14 protein-coding genes are annotated in these 20,137 nt (G+C 63.0%); 5 read left to right on the top strand and 9 right to left on the bottom strand.

Annotated elements, in window-relative coordinates:
• Positions 1–208 precede the first annotated feature (208 nt).
• The 3 genes from ppdK to LH365_RS06250 all read right to left on the bottom strand — a co-directional run bounded on the left by ppdK (position 209) and on the right by LH365_RS06250 (position 6,409).
• Positions 209–2,875 (bottom strand): pyruvate, phosphate dikinase, encoded by a 2,667-nt coding sequence (gene ppdK / locus LH365_RS06260; RefSeq protein WP_226745308.1) that lies wholly within the window; start codon positions 2,873–2,875, stop codon positions 209–211.
• A gap of 322 nt (positions 2,876–3,197) precedes the next feature.
• Positions 3,198–5,477: a glycine--tRNA ligase subunit beta gene (glyS, locus tag LH365_RS06255; protein WP_226745307.1), complete on the bottom strand. Its 2,280-nt coding sequence runs from the start codon at positions 5,475–5,477 to the stop codon at positions 3,198–3,200.
• Between the two features lie 5 nt (positions 5,478–5,482).
• Entirely contained in the window at positions 5,483–6,409 is a 927-nt protein-coding gene (locus LH365_RS06250; RefSeq protein WP_226745306.1) for a glycine--tRNA ligase subunit alpha, read from the bottom strand.
• A 226-nt stretch (positions 6,410–6,635) separates the two neighbouring features.
• Between LH365_RS06250 and LH365_RS06245 the strand changes: the two genes are divergently transcribed.
• Together LH365_RS06245 and LH365_RS06240 are read left to right on the top strand one after the other, a co-directional pair.
• A complete protein-coding gene (locus LH365_RS06245) occupies positions 6,636–7,937 on the top strand; it encodes an MFS transporter (RefSeq protein WP_226745305.1) in 1,302 nt (433 codons plus the stop codon).
• A 67-nt stretch (positions 7,938–8,004) separates the two neighbouring features.
• Complete coding sequence (locus tag LH365_RS06240; protein ID WP_226745304.1) at positions 8,005–8,412, top strand: DUF6157 family protein; 408 nt, start codon at positions 8,005–8,007, stop codon at positions 8,410–8,412.
• Here LH365_RS06240 and LH365_RS06235 read toward each other — a convergent pair.
• The 3 genes from LH365_RS06235 to LH365_RS06225 all read right to left on the bottom strand — a co-directional run bounded on the left by LH365_RS06235 (position 8,409) and on the right by LH365_RS06225 (position 13,000).
• Entirely contained in the window at positions 8,409–9,254 is an 846-nt protein-coding gene (locus LH365_RS06235) for a 4-(cytidine 5'-diphospho)-2-C-methyl-D-erythritol kinase (RefSeq protein ID WP_226745303.1), read from the bottom strand. The two genes, LH365_RS06240 and LH365_RS06235, sit on opposite strands and share 4 nt — an antisense overlap.
• Positions 9,251–11,014, bottom strand: coding sequence for a tetratricopeptide repeat protein (locus LH365_RS06230; RefSeq protein WP_226745302.1), 1,764 nt, complete (start codon positions 11,012–11,014; stop codon positions 9,251–9,253). The genes LH365_RS06235 and LH365_RS06230 overlap by 4 nt, the downstream gene beginning before the upstream one ends.
• Positions 11,015–11,317: 303 nt before the next feature.
• Positions 11,318–13,000, bottom strand: coding sequence for an electron transfer flavoprotein-ubiquinone oxidoreductase (locus LH365_RS06225; RefSeq protein ID WP_226745301.1), 1,683 nt, complete (start codon positions 12,998–13,000; stop codon positions 11,318–11,320).
• 107 nt (positions 13,001–13,107) lie between these two features.
• Between LH365_RS06225 and LH365_RS06220 the strand changes: the two genes are divergently transcribed.
• Complete coding sequence (locus LH365_RS06220) at positions 13,108–13,935, top strand: uracil-DNA glycosylase (protein ID WP_226745300.1); 828 nt, start codon at positions 13,108–13,110, stop codon at positions 13,933–13,935.
• 164 nt (positions 13,936–14,099) lie between these two features.
• Complete coding sequence (locus LH365_RS06215) at positions 14,100–15,869, top strand: transglycosylase SLT domain-containing protein (protein WP_226745299.1); 1,770 nt, start codon at positions 14,100–14,102, stop codon at positions 15,867–15,869.
• 137 nt (positions 15,870–16,006) lie between these two features.
• Here LH365_RS06215 and LH365_RS06210 read toward each other — a convergent pair whose 3' ends face one another.
• Positions 16,007–16,678 carry a glycosyltransferase gene (locus LH365_RS06210; RefSeq protein ID WP_226745298.1) on the bottom strand — a complete coding sequence of 224 codons (672 nt, stop codon included), beginning with the start codon at positions 16,676–16,678 and terminating at the stop codon, positions 16,007–16,009.
• Positions 16,679–16,684: 6 nt separating this feature from the next.
• On the bottom strand, positions 16,685–17,944 hold the full coding sequence (locus LH365_RS06205; protein ID WP_226745297.1) for a class I SAM-dependent RNA methyltransferase: 1,260 nt from the start codon (positions 17,942–17,944) through the stop codon (positions 16,685–16,687).
• A 293-nt stretch (positions 17,945–18,237) separates the two neighbouring features.
• On the opposite strand from LH365_RS06205, the gene LH365_RS06200 reads away from it, so the two are divergent.
• Positions 18,238–18,660 (top strand): glycine zipper 2TM domain-containing protein, encoded by a 423-nt coding sequence (locus tag LH365_RS06200; protein WP_226745296.1) that lies wholly within the window; start codon positions 18,238–18,240, stop codon positions 18,658–18,660.
• Between the two features lie 213 nt (positions 18,661–18,873).
• On the opposite strand, the gene LH365_RS06195 is transcribed toward LH365_RS06200, so the two are convergent.
• The gene (locus LH365_RS06195) at positions 18,874–20,052 is read right to left on the bottom strand and encodes a glycosyltransferase (protein WP_226745295.1); all 1,179 of its coding nucleotides are present in this window, start codon (positions 20,050–20,052) and stop codon (positions 18,874–18,876) included.
• Positions 20,053–20,137 lie beyond the last annotated feature (85 nt).

The raw sequence follows: 20,137 nt of genomic DNA, 5'->3' as shown, positions 1-20,137 counted from the left end.
GACAATAGCTCGCAGACATCCGGGGTCAGTTAACTTAACCAGCACATGTGACAGCGCCAAGACATACGCCCCAGAGGGGAAAACCCGGGGAAAACCTTATGAAAAAAGCCCGGCGCGGAACGCCGGGCTTTTCATCTTGATACGGTGACGGCTTACTTGGCCGCGATGGCCGACTTTTAAAATTCTGCGGCAATCCCAGCGGGGCTAATCAGGCCTTCGCCGAGATTGCCGCCTGGGCCGCCGCCAGACGCGCCACCGGCACGCGATAAGGCGAGCACGACACGTAGTCGAGGCCGACGGTCTGACAGAAGCTGATCGAAGCCGGATCGCCGCCGTGCTCGCCGCAGATGCCGAGCTTGATGTCCGGACGTGTGGACCGGCCCTTGGTGCGGGCGATGTCGATCAGTTGGCCCACACCGTCCGGATCGAGGCTGACGAACGGATCCTTCTCGAAAATTCCTTTTTCAATATAGGGGTTAAGGAAACGGCCCGAATCGTCGCGACTGATGCCGTAGGTCGTCTGGGTCAGGTCGTTGGTGCCGAAGGAGAAAAACTCCGCCGTCTCGGCCAGCTTGTCGGCCAGCAGCGCCGCGCGCGGCAGTTCGATCATGGTGCCGACCTTATAGGCCACGTCCGCACCGCGCGCCTTGAGCACGCCGTTCGCCACCGTCTTGGTCATGGCGACCAGCTTGGCCATTTCTTCCCGGGTGGCGACCAGCGGGTGCATGATGTCCGGCTGCGGATCGAAACCTTCGGCCTTCACATCGCAGGCGGCTTCGAAAATCGCCGTCACCTGCATCTCGTAGATTTCCGGGAAGGTGATGCCCAGACGGCAGCCGCGCCAGCCCAGCATGGGGTTGGTTTCCGACAGCTCCTTGGTGCGCTTCAGCAGTTTTTCCTCAGATACCTCAGCGGCTTCGGCCACCAGCTTGATGTCTTCCGGCGTGTGCGGCAGGAACTCGTGCAACGGCGGATCGAGCAGGCGGATGGTCACCGGCAAGCCGTTCATGATCTTGAACAGTTCGACGAAATCGGCCTTCTGGTGCGGCAGCAGCTTGGCCAGAGCCTTGCGGCGACCGCCTTCGTCGTCGGCGAGGATCATTTCGCGCACGGCGGTGATGCGCTCGTCATCGAAGAACATGTGCTCGGTGCGGCACAGGCCGATGCCTTCGGCGCCGAAACCGATGGCGGTGCGCGCGTCGGTCGGGGTTTCGGCGTTGGTCAGCACCTTCAGCGTGCGGAATTCGTCGGCCCACTTCATGATCTGGTGGAAGTCGTCGGAGAAGTCCGGCTCGATCATGCGGATAGAGCCCTTGAAAATTTCCCCCGTCGAACCGTCCAGCGTCACGATGTCGCCGAAGCGGAAGGTCTGACCGCGCGCATTGAACTCACCGCGCTCGGTCGAGATGACCAGTTCACCCGCCCCCGATACGCAGGGACGGCCCATGCCGCGCGCCACGACGGCGGCATGGCTGGTCATACCGCCGCGCGCGGTGACGATAGCCTTGGCGGCGTGCATGCCGTGGATGTCTTCCGGCGAGGTTTCATCGCGAACAAGGATCACATCCTCACCCGCCGCCGCCAGACGCACGGCGTCATCGGCGGTGAAGACGATCTTGCCGCAGGCCGCGCCGGGCGAGGCCGGCAGACCGCGCGCGATCAGGGTGCGCTCGGCCTTAGGGTCCAGCATGGGGTGCAGAAGCTGATCCAGCGCGCCCGGATCGAGGCGCATCAGGGCTTCCTGGGGCGTGATGAGCCCCTCTCTGGCCATGTCCACCGCGATTTTCAACGCCGCGCGTGAAGTGCGCTTGGCGTTGCGGGTTTGCAGCATGAACAGCTTGCCCTGCTCGACGGTGAATTCCACGTCCTGCACGTCGCGATAATGCTTTTCGAGCGTTTCGACCGTCGTGCGGAACTGCGCGAAAACGTCCGGCAGCGCCTCTTCCATCGACGGATTGCGCTCGCCCATTTCCTCACGGGCCTGCTTGGTCAGGGTCTGCGGCGTGCGGATGCCGGCCACCACGTCTTCGCCCTGGGCGTTAAGAAGGAACTCGCCATAGAGCACGGCGTCGCCGGTCGAGGGGTTGCGCGTAAAGGCCACGCCGGTGGCCGAGGTGTCGCCCATATTGCCGAAGACCATCGACTGAATATTGACGGCGGTGCCCCAGTCTTCGGGGATGTCGTGCATCTTGCGATAGAACTTGGCGCGGTCGTTCATCCACGATCCGAAGACGGCCTTGACCGCGCCCCAGAGCTGATCCTGCGGGTCCTGCGGGAAGTCAGTGCCCAGTTCGCGCTTCACCAGCGCCTTATAGTCGGCGATGACGCGCTCCCAGTCCCTGGCCGTGATGTCGGTGTCGACCGTGACGCCGAGCCGGTCCTTATGGTCATCCAGCACGTCTTCGAAGCTGTGGTGGCTGACGTTCAGCACGACGTTGGAATACATGGTGATGAAGCGGCGGTAGCAGTCGAGCGCGAAGCGGCGGTCGCCGGTCAGGGTCGCCAGACCTTCGACGGTCTGATCATTCAGGCCGAGGTTGAGGACGGTGTCCATCATGCCCGGCATCGAGGCGCGCGCGCCGGAACGCACCGACACCAGCAGCGGGTTTTCGACCGAACCGAAGCCCTTGCCGGTCGCGGCTTCGAGGTTTTTCAGCGCCGTCTGGACCTGTTGCTCAAGCCCGTCGGGGAAGGTCTTGTCGTTCTGATAATAGTGGACGCAGGCCTCGGTGGTAACGGTGAAGCCCGCCGGCACGGGCAGACCCAGCGACGACATTTCGGCCAGGTTGGCACCCTTGCCGCCCAGCAGGTTCTTCATCGTGGCGTCGCCGTCGGCCTTGCCGGTCGCGAACGCGTAAACCCAATGCTTCGACATTTAAAAATTCCTCTTTCATCAATCAGATAAAACAATCTGCTCATCCGGCTGGCACGGCCGGACAATTGAGGAAGACGGTACACGCGCGCGCGACGGTCAGGGAATAAGTTTTTATGTAATTCGAAATCCCTCTCCTCCCTGTGCCTAAGGCATGGGGAGGTGGATCAGCGCCAAAGGCGATGAGACGGAGGGGGCGGCAAAGCCGCTAATCAGGGTTTCAATACATGGTGGATTGGGAGTCATCCCCCTCCACCACCCTTCGGGCGGTCTGGCACCGGCCACCCGGCCCTCCCCATGCCTTCGGCACAGGGAGGAGAAAAGATTAGGCCAGTTTCGACAGATCACCCACGCCGTCGATCAGACGACGCAGCGCCGCCAGCAGGCTCAGGCGGTTTTCGCGCTCGGCCGCCACGTCGGAATTGACCAGCACGCCGTCAAGGAAGGCATCGACCGCGCCGCGCAACGCTGCCAGCTTGGTCAGCGCCTCTTCGAACTGCTCGCCGTCGATCAGCCTGTCCACCACCGGCGTCAGGGTGATAACCTGCTGCGTCAGAGCCGTCTCGACCTCCGGCGCAGCGGCCAGCGGCTTCGGTTCGGCGGACGGCAGAGCGCCCTTCTTGGCCTCGGCATTGAGGATATTGGCCACGCGGGTATAGGCGGCTTCGAGGTCTTTGCCCGCGGGTGCCGCCAGCACGCTTTCCAGCGCCTTGATGCGCGCCACGGTGCGCACCATGTCGTCATCCTTCACCGCGAAACCGGCCTCGACCACGTCGAAGCGCACGCCTTCGTCCTTCAGCATGACCTTGAGACGGTCGGCGAAGAAGTCGGCGAATTCCGCCGACACCGTGCGGTAGTCGCGGAAGGTCAGCAGGGCGTTTTCGACGTGCGGCGTGTTCGGGACGTGCTCGAACTGCATGTCCAGATCGTAGTCGCGGTCGGTCGGGATGACGAAGACCGGGCTTTCGAGCAGACCGGCGCGGAAGTCGCGCAGATAGTTCTCATAGACCTCGGTTTCGCCCTCGGCCCAGCGCGGACCGGCGGAACCGCGCCAGTTGTCCGTATCCACGAACACGGCGCGGTCTGGCCCCGCATAGATCAGCAGCGACTGATACCAGGCGGCGACCAACTCAGACAGCGAGGCGCGCACATTGTGCTGACGCAGGATGCGCAGGATACCGAGCGACGCGCGGCGCAGGGCATAGGGATCTTTCGAACCCGTGGGCTTTTCGTCGATGGCGAAGAAGCCGACCAGCGTGTCGATCTTGTCGGCCAGCGCCACCGCCGCCGAGACTGCGCCTTCGGGCACCGAGTCCGAGGGCCCCTGCGGCTTATAGTGTTCGCGGATGGCTTCGGCCACATCGCCGGGCAGCTTGGCCGCTTCGGCGTAATAGCCGCCCATGACGCCCTGAAGTTCCGGGAATTCGCCGACCATGTAGGAGGCCAGATCGGCCTTGGCCAGGTGCGCCGCCTGCTTGGCCAGCGAGACATCGGCCTTGACCAGCGGGGCGATGACCTCGGCCAGCGCTTCGATGCGGGCCACGCGCTGAGCCATGGTGCCCAGCTTGGCGTGGAAAGTCACGCCCTTGAGCTTTTGCGCCCAGGCGTCGAAATTGCCCTTACGGTTGTCTTCCGACCAGAAGAAGACGCCATCCGACAGACGCGCCGACAGCACCTTGGCATTGCCGCGGCGGATTTCGACGCCCTGGTCCGACGCCACCTGATTGGCGACGATGACGAACTTCGCCGCCATCTTGCCCGTCGACAGGTCGCGCACGGCGAAATACTTCTGGTGCGTGCGCATCGAGGTCTTGATAACCTCCGGCGGCAGGCTGAGAAATTTCGGGTCCATGTCGCCCAGCAGCGGCGTCGGCCATTCATTCAGACCGGCGACCTCTTCGAGCAGGCCGTGATCTTCCATCAGGGCGCAACCGGCGGCGGCGCAGGCCTCATTGGCTTTATCGAGGATCAGCGACTGCCGCTCGACGTGATCGAGGATGACGAAGGCGTCGCGCAGCTTCTTCCGGTAGTCATTGAAATCGCTGACCGTAAAGGCTTCGCCCGACGACAGGACGCGGTGTCCCTGAGTGAGATTGCCCGATGTCACGCCGCCGATTTCCAGCGGAATGACCTTGCCATCGAACAGGAACAGGATGCGTTTCAGCGGACGCACCCAGCGGAAGCTCGACGTGCCCGAACGCATCGATTTCGGCCACGGGAAGTTCAGAATGACGTCTTCGAGGATGCCCGGCAGGACTTCGGCGGTGGCCTTGGCGGGCTTTTCGATGCGCGCCATCCACACGCCGTTTTCCAATACAAGCTGGTCCTGCGTCAATCCAACCTTGCGCAGGAAACCGGCCATAGCCTGCTCCGGGGCGTTTTCCTTGGGGCCCTTGACCTCCTCGGTGACGGCGGCTTGCGCCAGCGGCAGGCCTTCGACGTGCAGGGCCAGACGGCGCGGACCCACATAGGCCTTGAGGCTGTCCCAGGTCAGGCCCTGCGCCTTGGCGCGGTCGCCAAACAGACGCTCGAAGTCGCGTGCGGCCTGAAACTGCATACGCGCCGGGATTTCTTCGGAGAAAAGTTCGATAAGTAACTGAGCCATTTGTGTTATCTAGCTTCTTCTTGTGCCGCCCATTGCTTTTTACCATCGTCTGAATGGGCTTCTTGCGAAGCCCATTCGAGCGCGCAGGCCTTGCACAGATCACGGATGCGGCCGATGTAGGATTGCCGCTCGGCCACCGCGATGGCGCCGCGCGCGTCCATGAGGTTGAACAGGTGCGAGGCCTTGAGCACGTGGTCGTAGGCCGGCAGGACCAGCTTGTAACCGAGGCTGTTTTCGGTGTTGAGGATGCGCGTGACTGTGCGCTCCATGTCCTCGAACTGGCGCTTGAGCGTTTCGACGTCCGACGCTTCGAAATTGAAGGCTGAAAACTGACGTTCCTGCTCCTTGAACACGTCGCCGTACTTCACGCCGTCATTGTTGAATTTCAGGTCGTAGACGTTGTCGACGTTCTGCAGATACATGGCCAGACGCTCAAGGCCGTAGGTCAGCTCGCCCGACACCACATCGACCTCGATGCCGCCGACGCCCTGGAAATAGGTGTACTGCGTGACTTCCATGCCGTCGCACCACACTTCCCAGCCAAGACCCCACGCGCCGACGGTCGGGTTTTCCCAGTCGTCTTCGACAAAGCGGATGTCGTGCAGGGCGGTGTCCAGACCGATGGCCTTCAGCGAGCCGAGGTAGAGTTCCTGAAGATTGTCAGGATTCGGCTTGAGGATGACCTGATACTGATAATAGTGCTGGAGGCGGTTGGGGTTTTCGCCGTAGCGGCCATCGACCGGACGGCGCGACGGCTGCACATAGGCGGCCTTCCACGGCTTCTTGCCCAGCGCCCGCAGGACGGTGGCGGGATGCAGGGTGCCTGCGCCGACTTCGATGTCGTAGGGCTGAAGGATCACGCACCCCTGCGCGCTCCAGTAATGGTGCAGGGTCAGGATAAGATCCTGAAAGGAAAGTGGCTCTTTGGTCATGTTCTAAACGCCGGACTCCAGAATGGGCGCGAACATAGAGAGGTGCGCGGGGGCAGGCAAGGTTCAGGCGGAAAGAAAACCTGTTCAGCCTGCGGAGAATCGCTCAGTTTTCCTTCTCCCTTGAGGGAGAAGGTGGCCTGCAAGGCCGGATGAGGGGGGAAACCCACCCTCTCCCCCTCACCCCAGCCCTCTCCCTCAAGGGAGAGGGGGTTGAAGGTACAGCATCGTGGCTAAAGCCAAACCCACCATTCGCGACATCCTCGCTGCCCTGAAAACCCCGAACGCCTGGCTGCTGCTGGTGCTCGGCTTTTCCGCCGGCCTGCCCTTCCTGATGACCGGGGCGACGCTCGGCTTCTGGATGCGCGAGGAAGGCATCAGCCTGACGATCATCGGCTATATGGGCTGGATCAGCCTGTTCTACGGGTTCAAGGTCGTGTGGGCCCCATGGATGGACAAGGTGCGCCTGCCCGTCCTGCACGCGCGACTGGGGCAAAGGCGCTCCTTCATCCTGCTGGCGCAGGGCGGTGTGATCCTCAGCCTGATCGGCATGGCGGCCATCGGCCCCACGGGGAATATCTGGGCCTTTGTCGCCGTGACCCTGCTGCTGGCGCTTTCCGCCGCATCGCAGGAAATCGCCATTCACGCGTGGCGCATCGAACAGACCGAAGGACAGACGGCCGAAGCCCTCAACCCTACCCTCTATTCGCTGGGCTATAAGGTCGCGGCTATTGTCTCCGGCTCGCTGATCCTCATCCCGGCGGAAACCTATGGCTGGCCCGCCACGGTGACCGGGCTGGCGGCGCTGATGCTGGTCGGTGTGGCCGCAACCCTGATCGCGCGGCCGTCGCGCGCCGAAGCCCTGACGCCGCAGGTGCCCTACAGCTTCGACACCTATGTCGTCGTGCCGCTCAAAAGCTTTTTTCAGGAACACGCGGGACTGGCGTGGTGGGTGCTGGCGACCGTGGCGCTCTACCGCCTGCCCGACTATCTGATCGGGCCAGTGGCCGGGCCGCTCTACAGCGACACCGGCCTCAGCAATGCCGATATCGCCTATGTGCGTTCGACCATTGGGCTGGCGGCATCGTTCGCCGGGGTGGCGCTGGGCGGGGCCTGCCTGTTGTGGCTGGGGATCGAGCGCGCCTTCTGGCTGGGGGCGGTGACCGGGCCCTTGTCGAACATCTGTTTTGCCCTGATGGCCAGCTATCCGGGCGAGGTGTCGGTGTTCGGCGGCACGCTGATCGTCGACAATATCGCCAACGGCATAGCCGAAACGGCCTTTATCGCCCTCTTGACGCGGCTGACGGTGAAGGAGCATACGCTTACCCACTTCGCGCTGATGTACTCAGCCGCCGACCTGACCGGCAAGCTGCTGAAAGGCTTTTCCGGTCAGATCGTTGACGGCCTTACGGCCGCGCACGGCCTGTTCGGCGCCTATCAGATCTTCTTCGTCGGTACGGCGGTGGCGGGGGTTCCCGCATTGATTCTTTGCCTCATTCTGCGACAGCGTGGCCTCTTCAAGACGGCCTGAAACGGGTGTATTATCGGCCCACAAAAACGCCGCGAAAAAGACAGGCCGAGAAAACAGGGACGAGGATATGATCACCAACACCTTTATCGCCATCGCCGAAGATTCCAAACATCGCATGGGGGTCGAACCGCCCCGCCGCGACGGTACCCCGACCCTGGCGCAGATACATTACGACCTGCTGGCCGAACACCCCTACGAACTGACGATCGACGACCTGAACTTCACCGTGCATTGCCTGAAAAACGGCATCGACAAGGGGGATCAGGCGGCGCGCGCAGCCTTTCTGTCGAAAGGACATCCGTGCATGCGGGCGTCACCCCTGACCAAGAGCTACGGCTTCGGGGCGCACTATAACCACGCAGGGAAAATCGCGCTTTATCCCGCTGATTCCGTGGCTTATCACAAATTTTTGCAGGACCCGCAGGTGAAGGTCGAAAAGGCCATGCGCAACAAACGCGCGGAAGAAATAGCCTAACTCAGGGCACAGGCCCGCACCCACGCTTTCGGCCACTCAGCACGCAGTTTGACCGCGAGCGCTTCCGCGTCGCCCACCGTGTCGCATAGGGCGAAGCACGTCGCGCCCGATCCCGACATGCGCGCGAACCGCGTCTCAGGATGCGCGCGCAAGGCCACCAGCACCTCACCGATCACTGGCGTCAGACGAATGGCCGGCGGCTCCAGATCACTACGCGTACTCTGCAGATAGTCGATCAGATTACCGCCGCTCCACTCCGTTTCGATCGGCGCAAAATCCCCGGCCGCATCATAGGCCTTGAACACCGCCGGCGTCGGACATTCGATGCCCGGATTGATCAGCACGGCGGGCAATGTCGGCACAGTCACAGGCGTCAGTCGTTCGCCATAGCCTTCGGCAATCGACGCCTCGGCCCACAGGCACATCACACCGTCCGCGCCGGTTTCCGCCGCCATGGCCGACAAGACGTCGTCGCTCACCTCCGGCGCACAGGCTTGCCGCAACAGATGCAGCACGGCCCCGGCATCGGCGCTGCCGCCCCCCACGCCGGAGGCCAGAGGCAGGTTCTTGGTCAGGTAAAAATCGTGCCGATCCACGCGGATGCCTGTTGCCGCCTCGAATCGGCGCACGGCCTTGAACACCAGATTGTCCTCACTGGTGCTCAGCCCCTGCCCGAACGGACCGTCAATGAACAATCGCCCCTCGCCCGGCCTCAGGCGCACCTCGTCGCCATAGTCGGCAAAGACCACCAGACTGCGCAACGGGTGATAGCCGCGCACGTCCGGACGCGCGACGTGCAGGTAGAGATTGACCTTGGCCGGCGCCAGGCGCGACAGGCTCATTTCTTCGTTTTGGCCGGCTTGGCCTCGGCCTCGGCAATCGCCTTGGCATCACGCGCCCCATCTTCACTCATCTTGGCGGCGTCGAGTTTCCCCTGTGCGGCGGCCTTCTGCCGGTCGTCGGCCTCCAGCGTCAGGACGCGCGCCCACTGGTACCTGGCTTCGATCGTGCGGCCCAGCTTCTGATAGACGTCGCCCAGATGGTCGGTGATTTCCGGATCGGCGGGTTCGACGGCAATGGCCTTCTCGATCCATTCCAGCGCCTCGGCATACTGACCCTGCTTGTAGTAGCCCCAGCCCAGCGAATCCATGATCGCCCCCGAACGCGGCGCCTTGTCGAGCGCCTTGCGGATCATAGCCATGCCCTCGGCGACGTTCTCGTTGCGGTCGATCATGCCATAACCGAGCAAATTCAACAGTTCTGAGCTGTCCGGCTCAAGCGCCAGACCACGCTGTGCCGCCGTCCTGGCCTTATCCCAGTCGCCGGCCGCCTGATAAAGCACCGCCGCGGTGAACCAGGTTTCCCATCCGAAATCGGCGTCGCCATAGGCAGCCGTATAGGCTTCCATCAGCTTGATGGCGCCCGCCGTATCGTCCTTCTGCCACAGCAGACGCGCGCGCTCGACCGTCAGGCCGATGTCCTTGGGGTCGGCGGCGCTCAGTTCGGTGAACAGGGCCTCGGCCCCATCGAGATCGCCGGCCTCCTTGAGGCTCCAGGCGGCGCGGACCTGCGCTTCGCGATAGAAGGGCGAGGACGGCTCGATCGAAGCCCACTCGGTCTGCGCCGCCTGAACGTCCTTCATGCGCATCAGCACCTGCCCGGCCAGAAGCCGCGTACGGTCGATCGTCGGCGCGGCGGTCGCGGTTTCCGGCGCGGCGAACTGCGCCAGACGCAGTGTGGCCAGCGCCATTTCGGCCTGCTGTTCGGAGGCATAGAGCGTGCCGGACAGGAACAGGCTGTCGGCCATGATCAGGCGCACATCGGGCTTTTTCGGCTTGCGGTAACCCTTGGCGTCCAGCGCTTCAATGCGCTGACGCACCAGCCGGTCCTCGGACACGGCCAGAATGTCGGTGTACAGCTTGCGCGCCTCGTCCTTACGGCCGCGCTGTTCGAGGAAGGCGCCGTAATAGGGCCCGAACAGGACGCTGGCCGGACCGGGCTGGCAGATGATCTTGAAAATCGCCTCGGCCTCGGCATTGCGGCCTTTCAATTCCAGCAGACGCGCCTGATTGGCGGCTTGGAGGAAAAGGACCAGACGGTCCTTGTTGGGCGTCGATTCGGCAGTCAGTTGGGCTTCGAGCGCCGGGTCGATGGCCTTGTCCCACTGACGCGCGGCGGCGTAGGACAGCGGCTTGAGCAGGACCGTGGCGCGGTCGGTCGCGCCGGCCTTTTCCGACGCTTCGATGACGGCGATGGCGTCTTTCGCCTTGCCTTCGCGGATCTGCGAAATGGCGCGGATCTGCGCGCCGACCGTGCGCGCCAGCCGCCCGCCGCTATTGGGCAGGTGCGACTGGGCGAAGCTCATATCGCCGCTGAGGACCGCCGCAAGAAAGGCGCGTTCACGCAAAGGCGCATTGCCGGGGTCGGCGTCCGCCGCCGCCATCAACGCGCGCGCGGCGGTTTCGGTATCGCCCTGCGCCGCCGCGATGCGTCCGACCAGATAGTCGCCGTAGGCGCTGGAATAGGCGGCATCCGCGGCGAATGCGGGCGCGCTCAGGCAGAGCAGCGAAGCGACGGCAGCGGAGGCAAGCAGGGTCTTCATGGCAGGGCCTTCACAGTTTCGGGCACAATTTCGGTTCCAGTGAACGCACGAAATCCGGCAGGATCAAGTCCTTATCGAAGAACATCCCTTTCAAAAACGTCAAATTCCGGGGAGCACACAAAAATCTCCTCCCTGTTGCACAGCAATGGGGAGGTGGGTGCGAGTGAAACGAGCAGACGGAGGGGGATGACGCGAAAGAAATCAAGGCCACAGCTTCTTGAAATAGAGGAGGAATCCCCCTCCGTCAGCCTGCTTCGCCGCCTGCCACCTCCCCATGCCTTCGGCACAGGGAGGAGATTTTTCCTACATATTCGGATAGTTCGGGCCGCCGCCGCCTTCGGGCGTCGTCCATACGATGTTCTGCGTCGGGTCCTTGATGTCGCAGGTCTTGCAGTGGACGCAGTTCTGGGCGTTGATCTGGAAGCGCGGCTTGCCGTTATCGTCCACCACCTCATAGACCCCCGCCGGGCAGTAGCGCTGAGCCGGCTCGGCATATTTGGGCAGGTTGATGGCGATGGGCACCTCCGGGTCCTTGAGGCGCAGATGGACCGGCTGGTCTTCCTCGTGGTTGGTGTTGGAGATAAACACCGAGGACAGCTTGTCGAAGCTGAGCTTGCCGTCAGGCTTGGGATAAGGGATCGGCTTGAACTCGGCGGCGGGCCTGAGCGATTGCGCGTCCGACTTGCCGTGCCTCAGCGTACCCCAGGGCGACCAGCCGCCGGTGAGATTGACGACCGTCATGTCGATGCCGCCCAGCACCATGCCCAGCGTCGTGCCGTAGCGGCTGAGCAAGGGTTTAACGTTGCGCACCCGCTTCAGTTCCCGGGCGATATCCGACTTTTGATAGGCCTTATCGTAGCCTTCCAGCGTCTTGGCTTCCTCGCCCGCCGAAATCGCTTTCCACGCGGCATCGGCGGCCAGTATGGCGCTCTTGATCGCGTTGTGACTGCCCTTGATGCGCGGCACATTGACGAAGCCCGCCGAGCAGCCGATCAGCGCCCCGCCGGGGAAGCTGAGCTTCGGCACAGACTGATAGCCGCCTTCGGTGATGGCCCGCGCGCCGTAGGAGATGCGTTGACCGCCTTCCAGATGTTCGCGCACCACCGGGTGCTGCTTGAAACGCTGGAACTCGTCGAAGGGCGACAAATAGGGGTTCTGATAGTTCAGATGCACCACGAAGCCGATCGAGACGAATTCGTCGCCGAAATGGTACATGAACGACCCGCCGCCGGTCTTGTCGTCCAGCGGCCAGCCCAGCGTGTGCTGCACGAAGCCCGGCCTGTGCTTGTCCTTCGGGACCTTCCACAGTTCCTTGATGCCGATGCCGTACTTCTGAACGTCGCTGTCCTTATCCAGTTCGAAGCGTTTGATGACCTGCTGCGACAGCGAACCGCGCACGCCTTCGGCCAGAAACGTGTATTTGGCGCGCAGTTCCAGACCCGGCTGATAATCGCCCTTGGGCTGGCCTTCGCGGTCGAGACCGAACACGCCGGCCACGACGCCGGCAACCGCACCGGCCTCATCGTAGAGCACCTCGGAACAGGCCATGCCGGGGTAGATTTCGACGCCCAGCGCCTCGGCCTGTTCGGCCATCCAGCGCGTCAGATTGCCAAGAGACCCAATGTAGCAGCCGTGATTCTTCATGTACGACGGCATGGGCAGGAAGGAGATGTCGAGCGCGCCCTGCGGCCCCAGATAGACGAAGCGATCCTCGGTCACCGCGGTTTCCAGCGGTGCGCCCCCCTCTTCAGGCTTCGTGTCCTTCCAATTCGGGAATAGTTGCGTCAGACCCGACGGATCGATCACCGCGCCCGACAGGATATGCGCGCCGATCTCGGAGCCCTTCTCCAGCAGGGCCACCGAAACGTCGCCGCCTTCGGCCTGCGCCTTCTGTTTCAGGCGGATGGCCGCCGCCAGGCCCGCCGGCCCGCCGCCGACGATGACGACGTCGTATTCCATCGATTCCCGTTCGGGTGCGTCCGCCATTTTTTTACTCTTCTCTATTATCTCTCGGTGTCGGTTTGATCTTGTGGCACAGTTTCCGTAAAGACTGTAAAGACCCCGCCGATCATTTTTCTCGAAGACATCCGTTCATGCCGAATCCCCAAACGATCAGGGAACTGGAGAGCTATCTCAGCTTTCTCAACGACCATGAGCTGGACGACGTCTATCTTGACGAGCCTATTAATCGTCTTTTGGCGGAAAATAAATCGCGTTCTGCAACCCCTGCGGCGCAAAACGCCCAGGCGACGGTCACGCCACTGCCCACCTCGGTGCGCGTCAATGCGCTGAGACCGGAGTCGCTGCGCCATTTCGACCTCGATCTGGCTGTCGCCTCAGCCACCGCCGTGGCCAACACCGCCACCACGATCGATGCCCTCTATGCGGCGCTGGAGGCCTTTCCTGACATCCCCCTGCGCTACGAAGGCGGCAAGGGCGTGATCAGGGGGCGCGGCGCCGTCCCTGCCGATCTTTTGATCATCGGCGACGTGCCCGATGCCGAAGAAGACGACGCGCTGGAGGCCTTTCAGGGCAAGCCGGGCCGCCTGACCGACGCGGCGCTGAGTGCGCTAGGCCTGACAGAACGCACCTGCCGCCTGCCCGGCCTGTTCTGGCGGCCTACGGGCGGACGGCCGGCCACAGAGGAAGACACGCGCCTGACCGCCCCGTTCATGCGCCGCCTGATCGAATTGGCGCAGCCGAAAGCCCTTATCCTCTGCGGCACGACCGCCGTGCGCACCGTGCTCGATTCCGCCGACAGCGTGCAGAAGCTGCGCGGAAAGCCGCATGAACTGGCCCTTTCCAGCGGGGCGAAAACGCTGGTTTTCGTCACCTTCCCGCCCGCGCTTCTCCTGCGCCAGCCATTGGCCAAGAAGGCGTTCTGGGCCGATTGCCTTCAGGCTACGGAAGGTCTGGGCTAAGGGCGCAACGCTTATGCGCTTGCCTCGTCATTAAGTTTTGATTACTGTCCACAGGCATCCACGATTTTCCATACTGGCCAGGATGCACCGCTTCGTCCGCAAAAGGGTTGTTTCAACCCCGTCCGAAGCCTCCCGATTCGGATCAACAACGACGGAGAGTGACCTTGACCAGACCCGCGAGCCGCGCCCGCTACAGGCATATCCTGCTGTCCGCCGCCGCGCTTACCGGTGTCTGCTTCTGCGCTCACGTCCATGCCCAAACAACCGGCGATAAGACGGTCGATTCGATCCTCAAGGCCCCGCAATCTTCCTATCAGGGCGCGGTTCTGCTTGCCGCAGCGGCCGACACGCCGCGCAAGCCCATCGCCTATTCCAGCCTGACCAGGGCCGCGCCGAAGGTACCGGCGGCGCTCGATGCCGGCCTGTCGCCGTGGGACGCGCAACTCTATCAGGCGGCGTTCGAGGCCCTGGACAAGGGCGACTTCGCCACCGCCGACGCCTCGATCGAAAAGATCGGCGACAAGAGCCTGATGGGCTATGTCGAATTCAACAAGCTGTTCCACGCCGACTATTCATCGACCTACGACGAACTGATGGGCTGGCTCCAGCGTTATCCCGATCATCCGCAGGCCATGCGCGTGTGGAATCTGGCCAAGCGCAAGAAGCCCGACGGCGCCGAAGATCCTCCGTTTCCGAAACTGGCCGGCGCGCAAAAGCTGTCCTTCACCGGCCTGCTCGACGATGCGCCGCGCAGCGAGATCAAGGCCGGGACCGCCGGTCCCGATTCGGCCCTGACACCCAAGTCGGCGCGGTCGGCCTATAATGACGGCAAGCTCGATCAGGCCCTGAAACTGGGCGTTCAGATCGGCGATCGCTGGGTGGCGGGCCTTGCCGCCTATCGCCTCAAGCGCTACGACGAGGCGCTGAAACACTTCGACTTCATCGTCAACGACCCCAGCCAAAGCGCCTGGAGCCAGTCCGGCGGGGCCTACTGGGCGGGCCGCATGGCCGCGAAGATGGGGCACAAGGCCGACGCCGACCTCTATTTCAAATACGCCGCCTCCTTCCCCTTCACCTTCTACGGCCTTTTGGCCGAGCAGCGTCTGGGCGCCGAGCCCGCCGTGATGCGCGCCCAGAAGGGCGAGGCTCCGGTCTATGCCGAGGAAACGCGCGGAACCTACACGGCCAAGCTCAATGCCGACTTCAACTGGGCCAAGACCGACACGCAGGCCCGCCGCGTCTCGATGCTGATGGCTGTGGGCCGCAAATCCGACGCCCGCACCGAGCTTCAGACCGCCATCCAGCGCTCTCCGGATCAGCAATCGCGCAGCAACTGGCTGGCTCTGGCCGATGCGCACGACCTGTCGGTGTCGCAGATCCGCACCTCGGACCGCCTGTTCGATCCGGCCAACTACACCATTCCCGACTTCGAGCCGACCGAAGGCTGGCGCATCGACAAGGCGCTACTGTTCGCCATCGCCAAGAAGGAAAGCAAATTCAACGCCAAGGCCAAGAGCTATGCCGGGGCCTACGGGCTGCTGCAACTGATGCCGGCGACGGCCTATGTAGTGACGCGCGACTCCAGCCTGATGAGCAAGCCAGATCAATTGCTGGACCCGGCGGTCAATCTTCAGGTGGGTCAGTCCTACATGCTGAAACTGGCGGCGTCGGGCATCAACGATTCCGACCTGTTCCGCGTCGTGGCTTCTTACAATGCCGGTGAAAAATGGGTGCAGGACGCCATGCGCTCGCTGGGTGACGACGCCGACTCGCTGCTGGTGATGGAATCGATCCCGGTGGCGCAGACCCGGCAATATGTCGAAGAGGTCGTGGCCTCTTACTGGATCTATCGCCAGATCATGGGCAAGTCGTCGAAGACCTTGGCCCTCGCGGCTTCGGACGCCAAGATCGTCGATATTCTGGCCGATAAGTAGATTTAACCACGGAAAGCACGGAAAGCACGGACTTCATTGCGTTGAAACAATGCGCCTGAAGGGCCTTAAGCGCAACGCCGAGCCGCTAAGCGCAGTCGCTTAACTGCGCACCTTTTCCGTGTTTTCCGTGGTTAAATCTAAGCCTTCTTCACCGGCGGCTTGGGCGGGAAGCCCAGCAGGTAGAGCATGAACCCGCCCGCCTTGCCGAACAGCGACAGATACCAGCTCCCCTTGCGGAAACGCTCGCCATTGGTGGTCAGCGCCACGGGAATCAGCCGCAGCCGCGCCCGGCCCAAAGCGAGGTCAATGCTCAGGTCTTCGAACGCCACCTGGTCCTTATAGCCACCCACGGCGTCATAGAGCGCGCGCGACAGAAATAGCCCGTGGTCGCCCGACGGAATGGCCAGCCAGCGCGAATTGAAGGCGACGATTTCAGCCCAGAAGCTGGCGAACCACGACGGATCGTCAAAGGCCAGACGGAAATAACCGGCGCGCAGCGGGAAATGCTTCATATGATCGCGCACGTGGTCCATCCAGCCGTCGGCCAGTTGCGAATCCGCGTGCAGGATCATCAGCCAGTCGCCCTTGGCCGCCTTGCAGCCCTGCCACAGTTGCAGCCCGCGGCTGGCGTCGGCGTGGATGATGGTGCAGCCGGTGGAATCGGCGATTTCCAGCGTTGCGTCTTCGGACCCGCCGTCGACGATGATCACTTCCTTGATCAGGCCCTCGACCACCGCCGGAACTAGCGCGCCCAGGGTGCGCACCAGAGAGGCTTCGGCATTGAGGGTGGGAATGACGACAGAGATCAATTCTATTTACCGCGAAAACACGCCAACCAGCTCGACATGGCCGGACCACAGGAACTGATCTATAGGCGTCACCCGGTCCAGTTGAAAGCCCGCCTCCGTCAAAATTTTGGCGTCGCGGGCAAAGGTCTGGGCGTTGCAACTCACGCCGACGACGCGCTGAACCTTCGAACGCGCAATCTGCCCGACCTGCGCCTCGGCCCCGGCGCGCGGCGGATCGAAGACGATGGCGTCCCAGCCGGCCATTTCCTCGGCCACCACCGGCGCGCGGAACAGGTCGCGCGCCTCGACCGTGATCGGCTTAAGCCCCGGCGCGCGACCGATGGCGGCCTTCAGCGCGCGCACGGCCCCGCCGGCAGCATCGGCGGCGTAGACCGAAGCGTTTTCGGCCAGCGGAAAGGTGAAGGTGCCCGCGCCGCAGAACAGGTCGGCCACGCGCCTGGCGCCCGCCACGGCCGCCTTGACCAGTGCCACCATGTCGGCTTCGGAGGTGGGCGAGGCCTGCAAAAACGAGCCCGTCGGCAGATCGACCGTCGCGCGACCGAAGCGCACACTGGGCAGGTGCGTCTGATACAGAATGTCGTCGGCGATCGAGATACGCGCCAGACGGATGTCCGACGACTGCGCGATCATGGCGATTTCCATGCGCGCCTGCGCGCTCAGCCCACCGCTCTTGCTGCGCTCGATGCCGCGCAAATCGACGTCCAGCCCCGTATCGGAGGTGGTGACCGACAGGATGGGGGCCGATTTCGGATGCTCGAACAGGTGCGAAGCGATCTCCGTCAGCACCGGAATGGCGGCGACGAGGGTCGGATCGGCGACCGGGCAGACCTCGACCTTCACCTGATCCCACGACCGGCGCAGTTTGTAGCCCAGTTCGGTGCGCACCGTCCTGCCCTGACGAAACTGCCTGGCGTGCAGGCCCACGCGGCGGCGCGTCGCCGGCGGCGTGGTCAGGATCGGCGTGATGTCGGTTTCCAGCCCGGCGCGGCTCAGCACCGTCCCGACGATGCCGCGCTTCCATTCGCCATAGGCGACCATGTCCCAGTGTTGAAGACTGCACCCGCCGCACAGCGTAAAGTGCGGGCACACCGGCGCGACGCGCTCCGGCGACGGAGTCAGCACCTCGATCAGGCGGGCGTGTCCGTCCTTGGGCACGGCGGCGCGCACCGTCTCTCCGGGCAGGGTCAGCGACACGAACACGCCGTCCGCCGTCACGCCGTCGCCCTGAAAGCCGACTTTTTCGATGGTAAGGGTCACATCACTCATGGACGGGTCATAGAGGACTCAGGGCGTAAAGCTGAACAGAAATTTTGAAAAAAGTTTCGGAGCACGCATGGCCCTCCCCCGGCACAGTGACCTCATAAACCCGATTTACATTTGATTTTAAACGGTTTTTACTAAAAACACAGCCGCTTCGCGCCTCCAATAAAAAGGCGAAGATGAACGAAGATGAACGCAGTTCTCAAAAACCGTTCAGGTTCGGGGGCCTATAAATGACCTCATCAACGACGGGCTGACCCGCCCCCGGAACTGAGACGAAACCCGAAAGGATACACACCATGACCAAGTTCAATACCACGAGGAAGATCGTCCTGTCGGCCGTGGCTTCGGCCATGGTGCTGAGCGCCGGTATGACCGGCACGGCTTCGGCCTATGACCGTTACGACCGTCGCGGTTACTCGGAAGCCTGCTCGGAACGCAAGACGAGCAACAAGACCACCGGCGCTCTGGTGGGCGCGGCGGCTGGCGCGGCGGTCGGTAACGGCGTCTCGGCCCGTAACGCCCGCACCGAAGGCACCATTCTGGGCGCCGTGGTCGGCGGCCTGATCGGCGCCAAGGTCGGTTCGGACAACACGCAGTGCCAGTACTACAACAATGGCCGCGACCGCTACGACGACCGTTATGACCGCCGCGACCGTCATGATCGCTACGACCGCCGCGATCGCTATGACGACCGTTACGACCGTCGCGATCGTTACTAAGAGCTTCGCGAACCCCCTCCCCATTCTCTGAGCCCTTTTCAGGGTTAGGGAATAATCCGGGTCCACTGACGCCCTGCACCTCTCCCCCTTGGTGCAGGGCGCTTTTTTATTCTCAATAAACAACTGAAAAATCTCGCCGGGCCGCCCCTAGAGATTTTTCTCGATACGCCCGAGGAAAAGTACCCGGCTTGCCGGGCAACTTTTCCTCGATCATTAATTCGTGCCCTTCTTCTGGTTCCAGGCGAAGGCCTTGGCGCCCCAGTAGTTCCACACGCCGCTAAGCAGCGCCGCCGAAACCCCGGCGGCGAACCAGTGGATGCCGAAATAGTCTTTCAGCAGGATGGCCACGCCCAGGCTGAGCAGCGCCCCGATCGAACAGGCGAAGTAGAAGCCCAGCAGGCCGGTGAACATCGGCCAGCCCTTCAAACGCTTGTCGCGGAAGGTCAGGGCATTATTGATGTAGAAGTTCCACGTCATCGACAGCCAGATGGCCAGACCGTAATTGATGATGTCGTCGTAGCGCACCTGATACCGATAGAGCGGCAGACCACCGTCGACGCGCAGCAGCGAATGGCTGAGCGCCAGAATGAGCGCGTAGACGAAGGCCCCCGACACGCCCACCAGTCCGAACAGCACAAAGCGCGCAGAAATGAGACCGTTGGTGGCCTTTTCGACCAGCAGCGCGCCGAGGTCGAGCACGACGCGGATGTCGAGCTTCGATTCGCCGCCCTGACGCTGACGCAGCGAGGCCTTCACCTCGCCGAAGCGCGGGCGCACCTTGGTCGAAGCGACCAGATCGACCAGAATCTTGAAGCCCACACCGGTCAGGTTCGGACGCGCCGACTCGTAAAAGTCGCGCGTCATCATGAAGCAGCCGCTCATCGGATCGGTCAGCGGGGCCTTGAGCACCAGACCGGTGGCCAAGGTCGCCGCCTTCGACCCCAGATCGCGGATGAAGCTGAGGCCCGTATCGGTCTTGCCGATATAGCGCGAGGCGCAGACCAGATCCTTGTCGCCTTTGAGGATCATGTCGGCCAGCCCGCGAATGGCCGCCGGGTCGTGCTGACCGTCGCCGTCCATGATGCCCAGCACACGGCCGCGGGCGATGTCCCAGCCTTTGATCGCCGCCGAGGACAGGCCGCGCTCGCCCTTGCGCACGAACAGGCGCACGCGCGGGTCGCTCTTGCCGAGGTCGGTGACTTCCGCCGCCGTATTGTCCTTCGAATCGTCATCGACCACGACGATTTCGAAATGGATGCCGCTCAGGTGGCCGGCGATCTCGGTGATGACGCTGCGGATGGCCGCGCCTTCGTTCAGCGTGCAGATGATAAGGCTGAGATCGGGCGCGTTGACGTCCGGGGCTTTGTCAGCGGCAAAATTTGCGTCTGGCAAAAACAACTCCTGAAACTTATGGTGCGGGCCACAGGGCCGTATTCGGTCGGGATATATAACAAACTTTTGATTTGGCATAGCGGCA

Origin of the sequence: Asticcacaulis sp. AND118, assembly GCF_020535245.1 — a bacterium.
Classification (GTDB): Bacteria; Pseudomonadota; Alphaproteobacteria; order Caulobacterales; family Caulobacteraceae; genus Asticcacaulis.
Note: the sequence above shows the minus strand (reverse complement) of the source record. Positions and strands in the feature narration are given on the sequence as shown.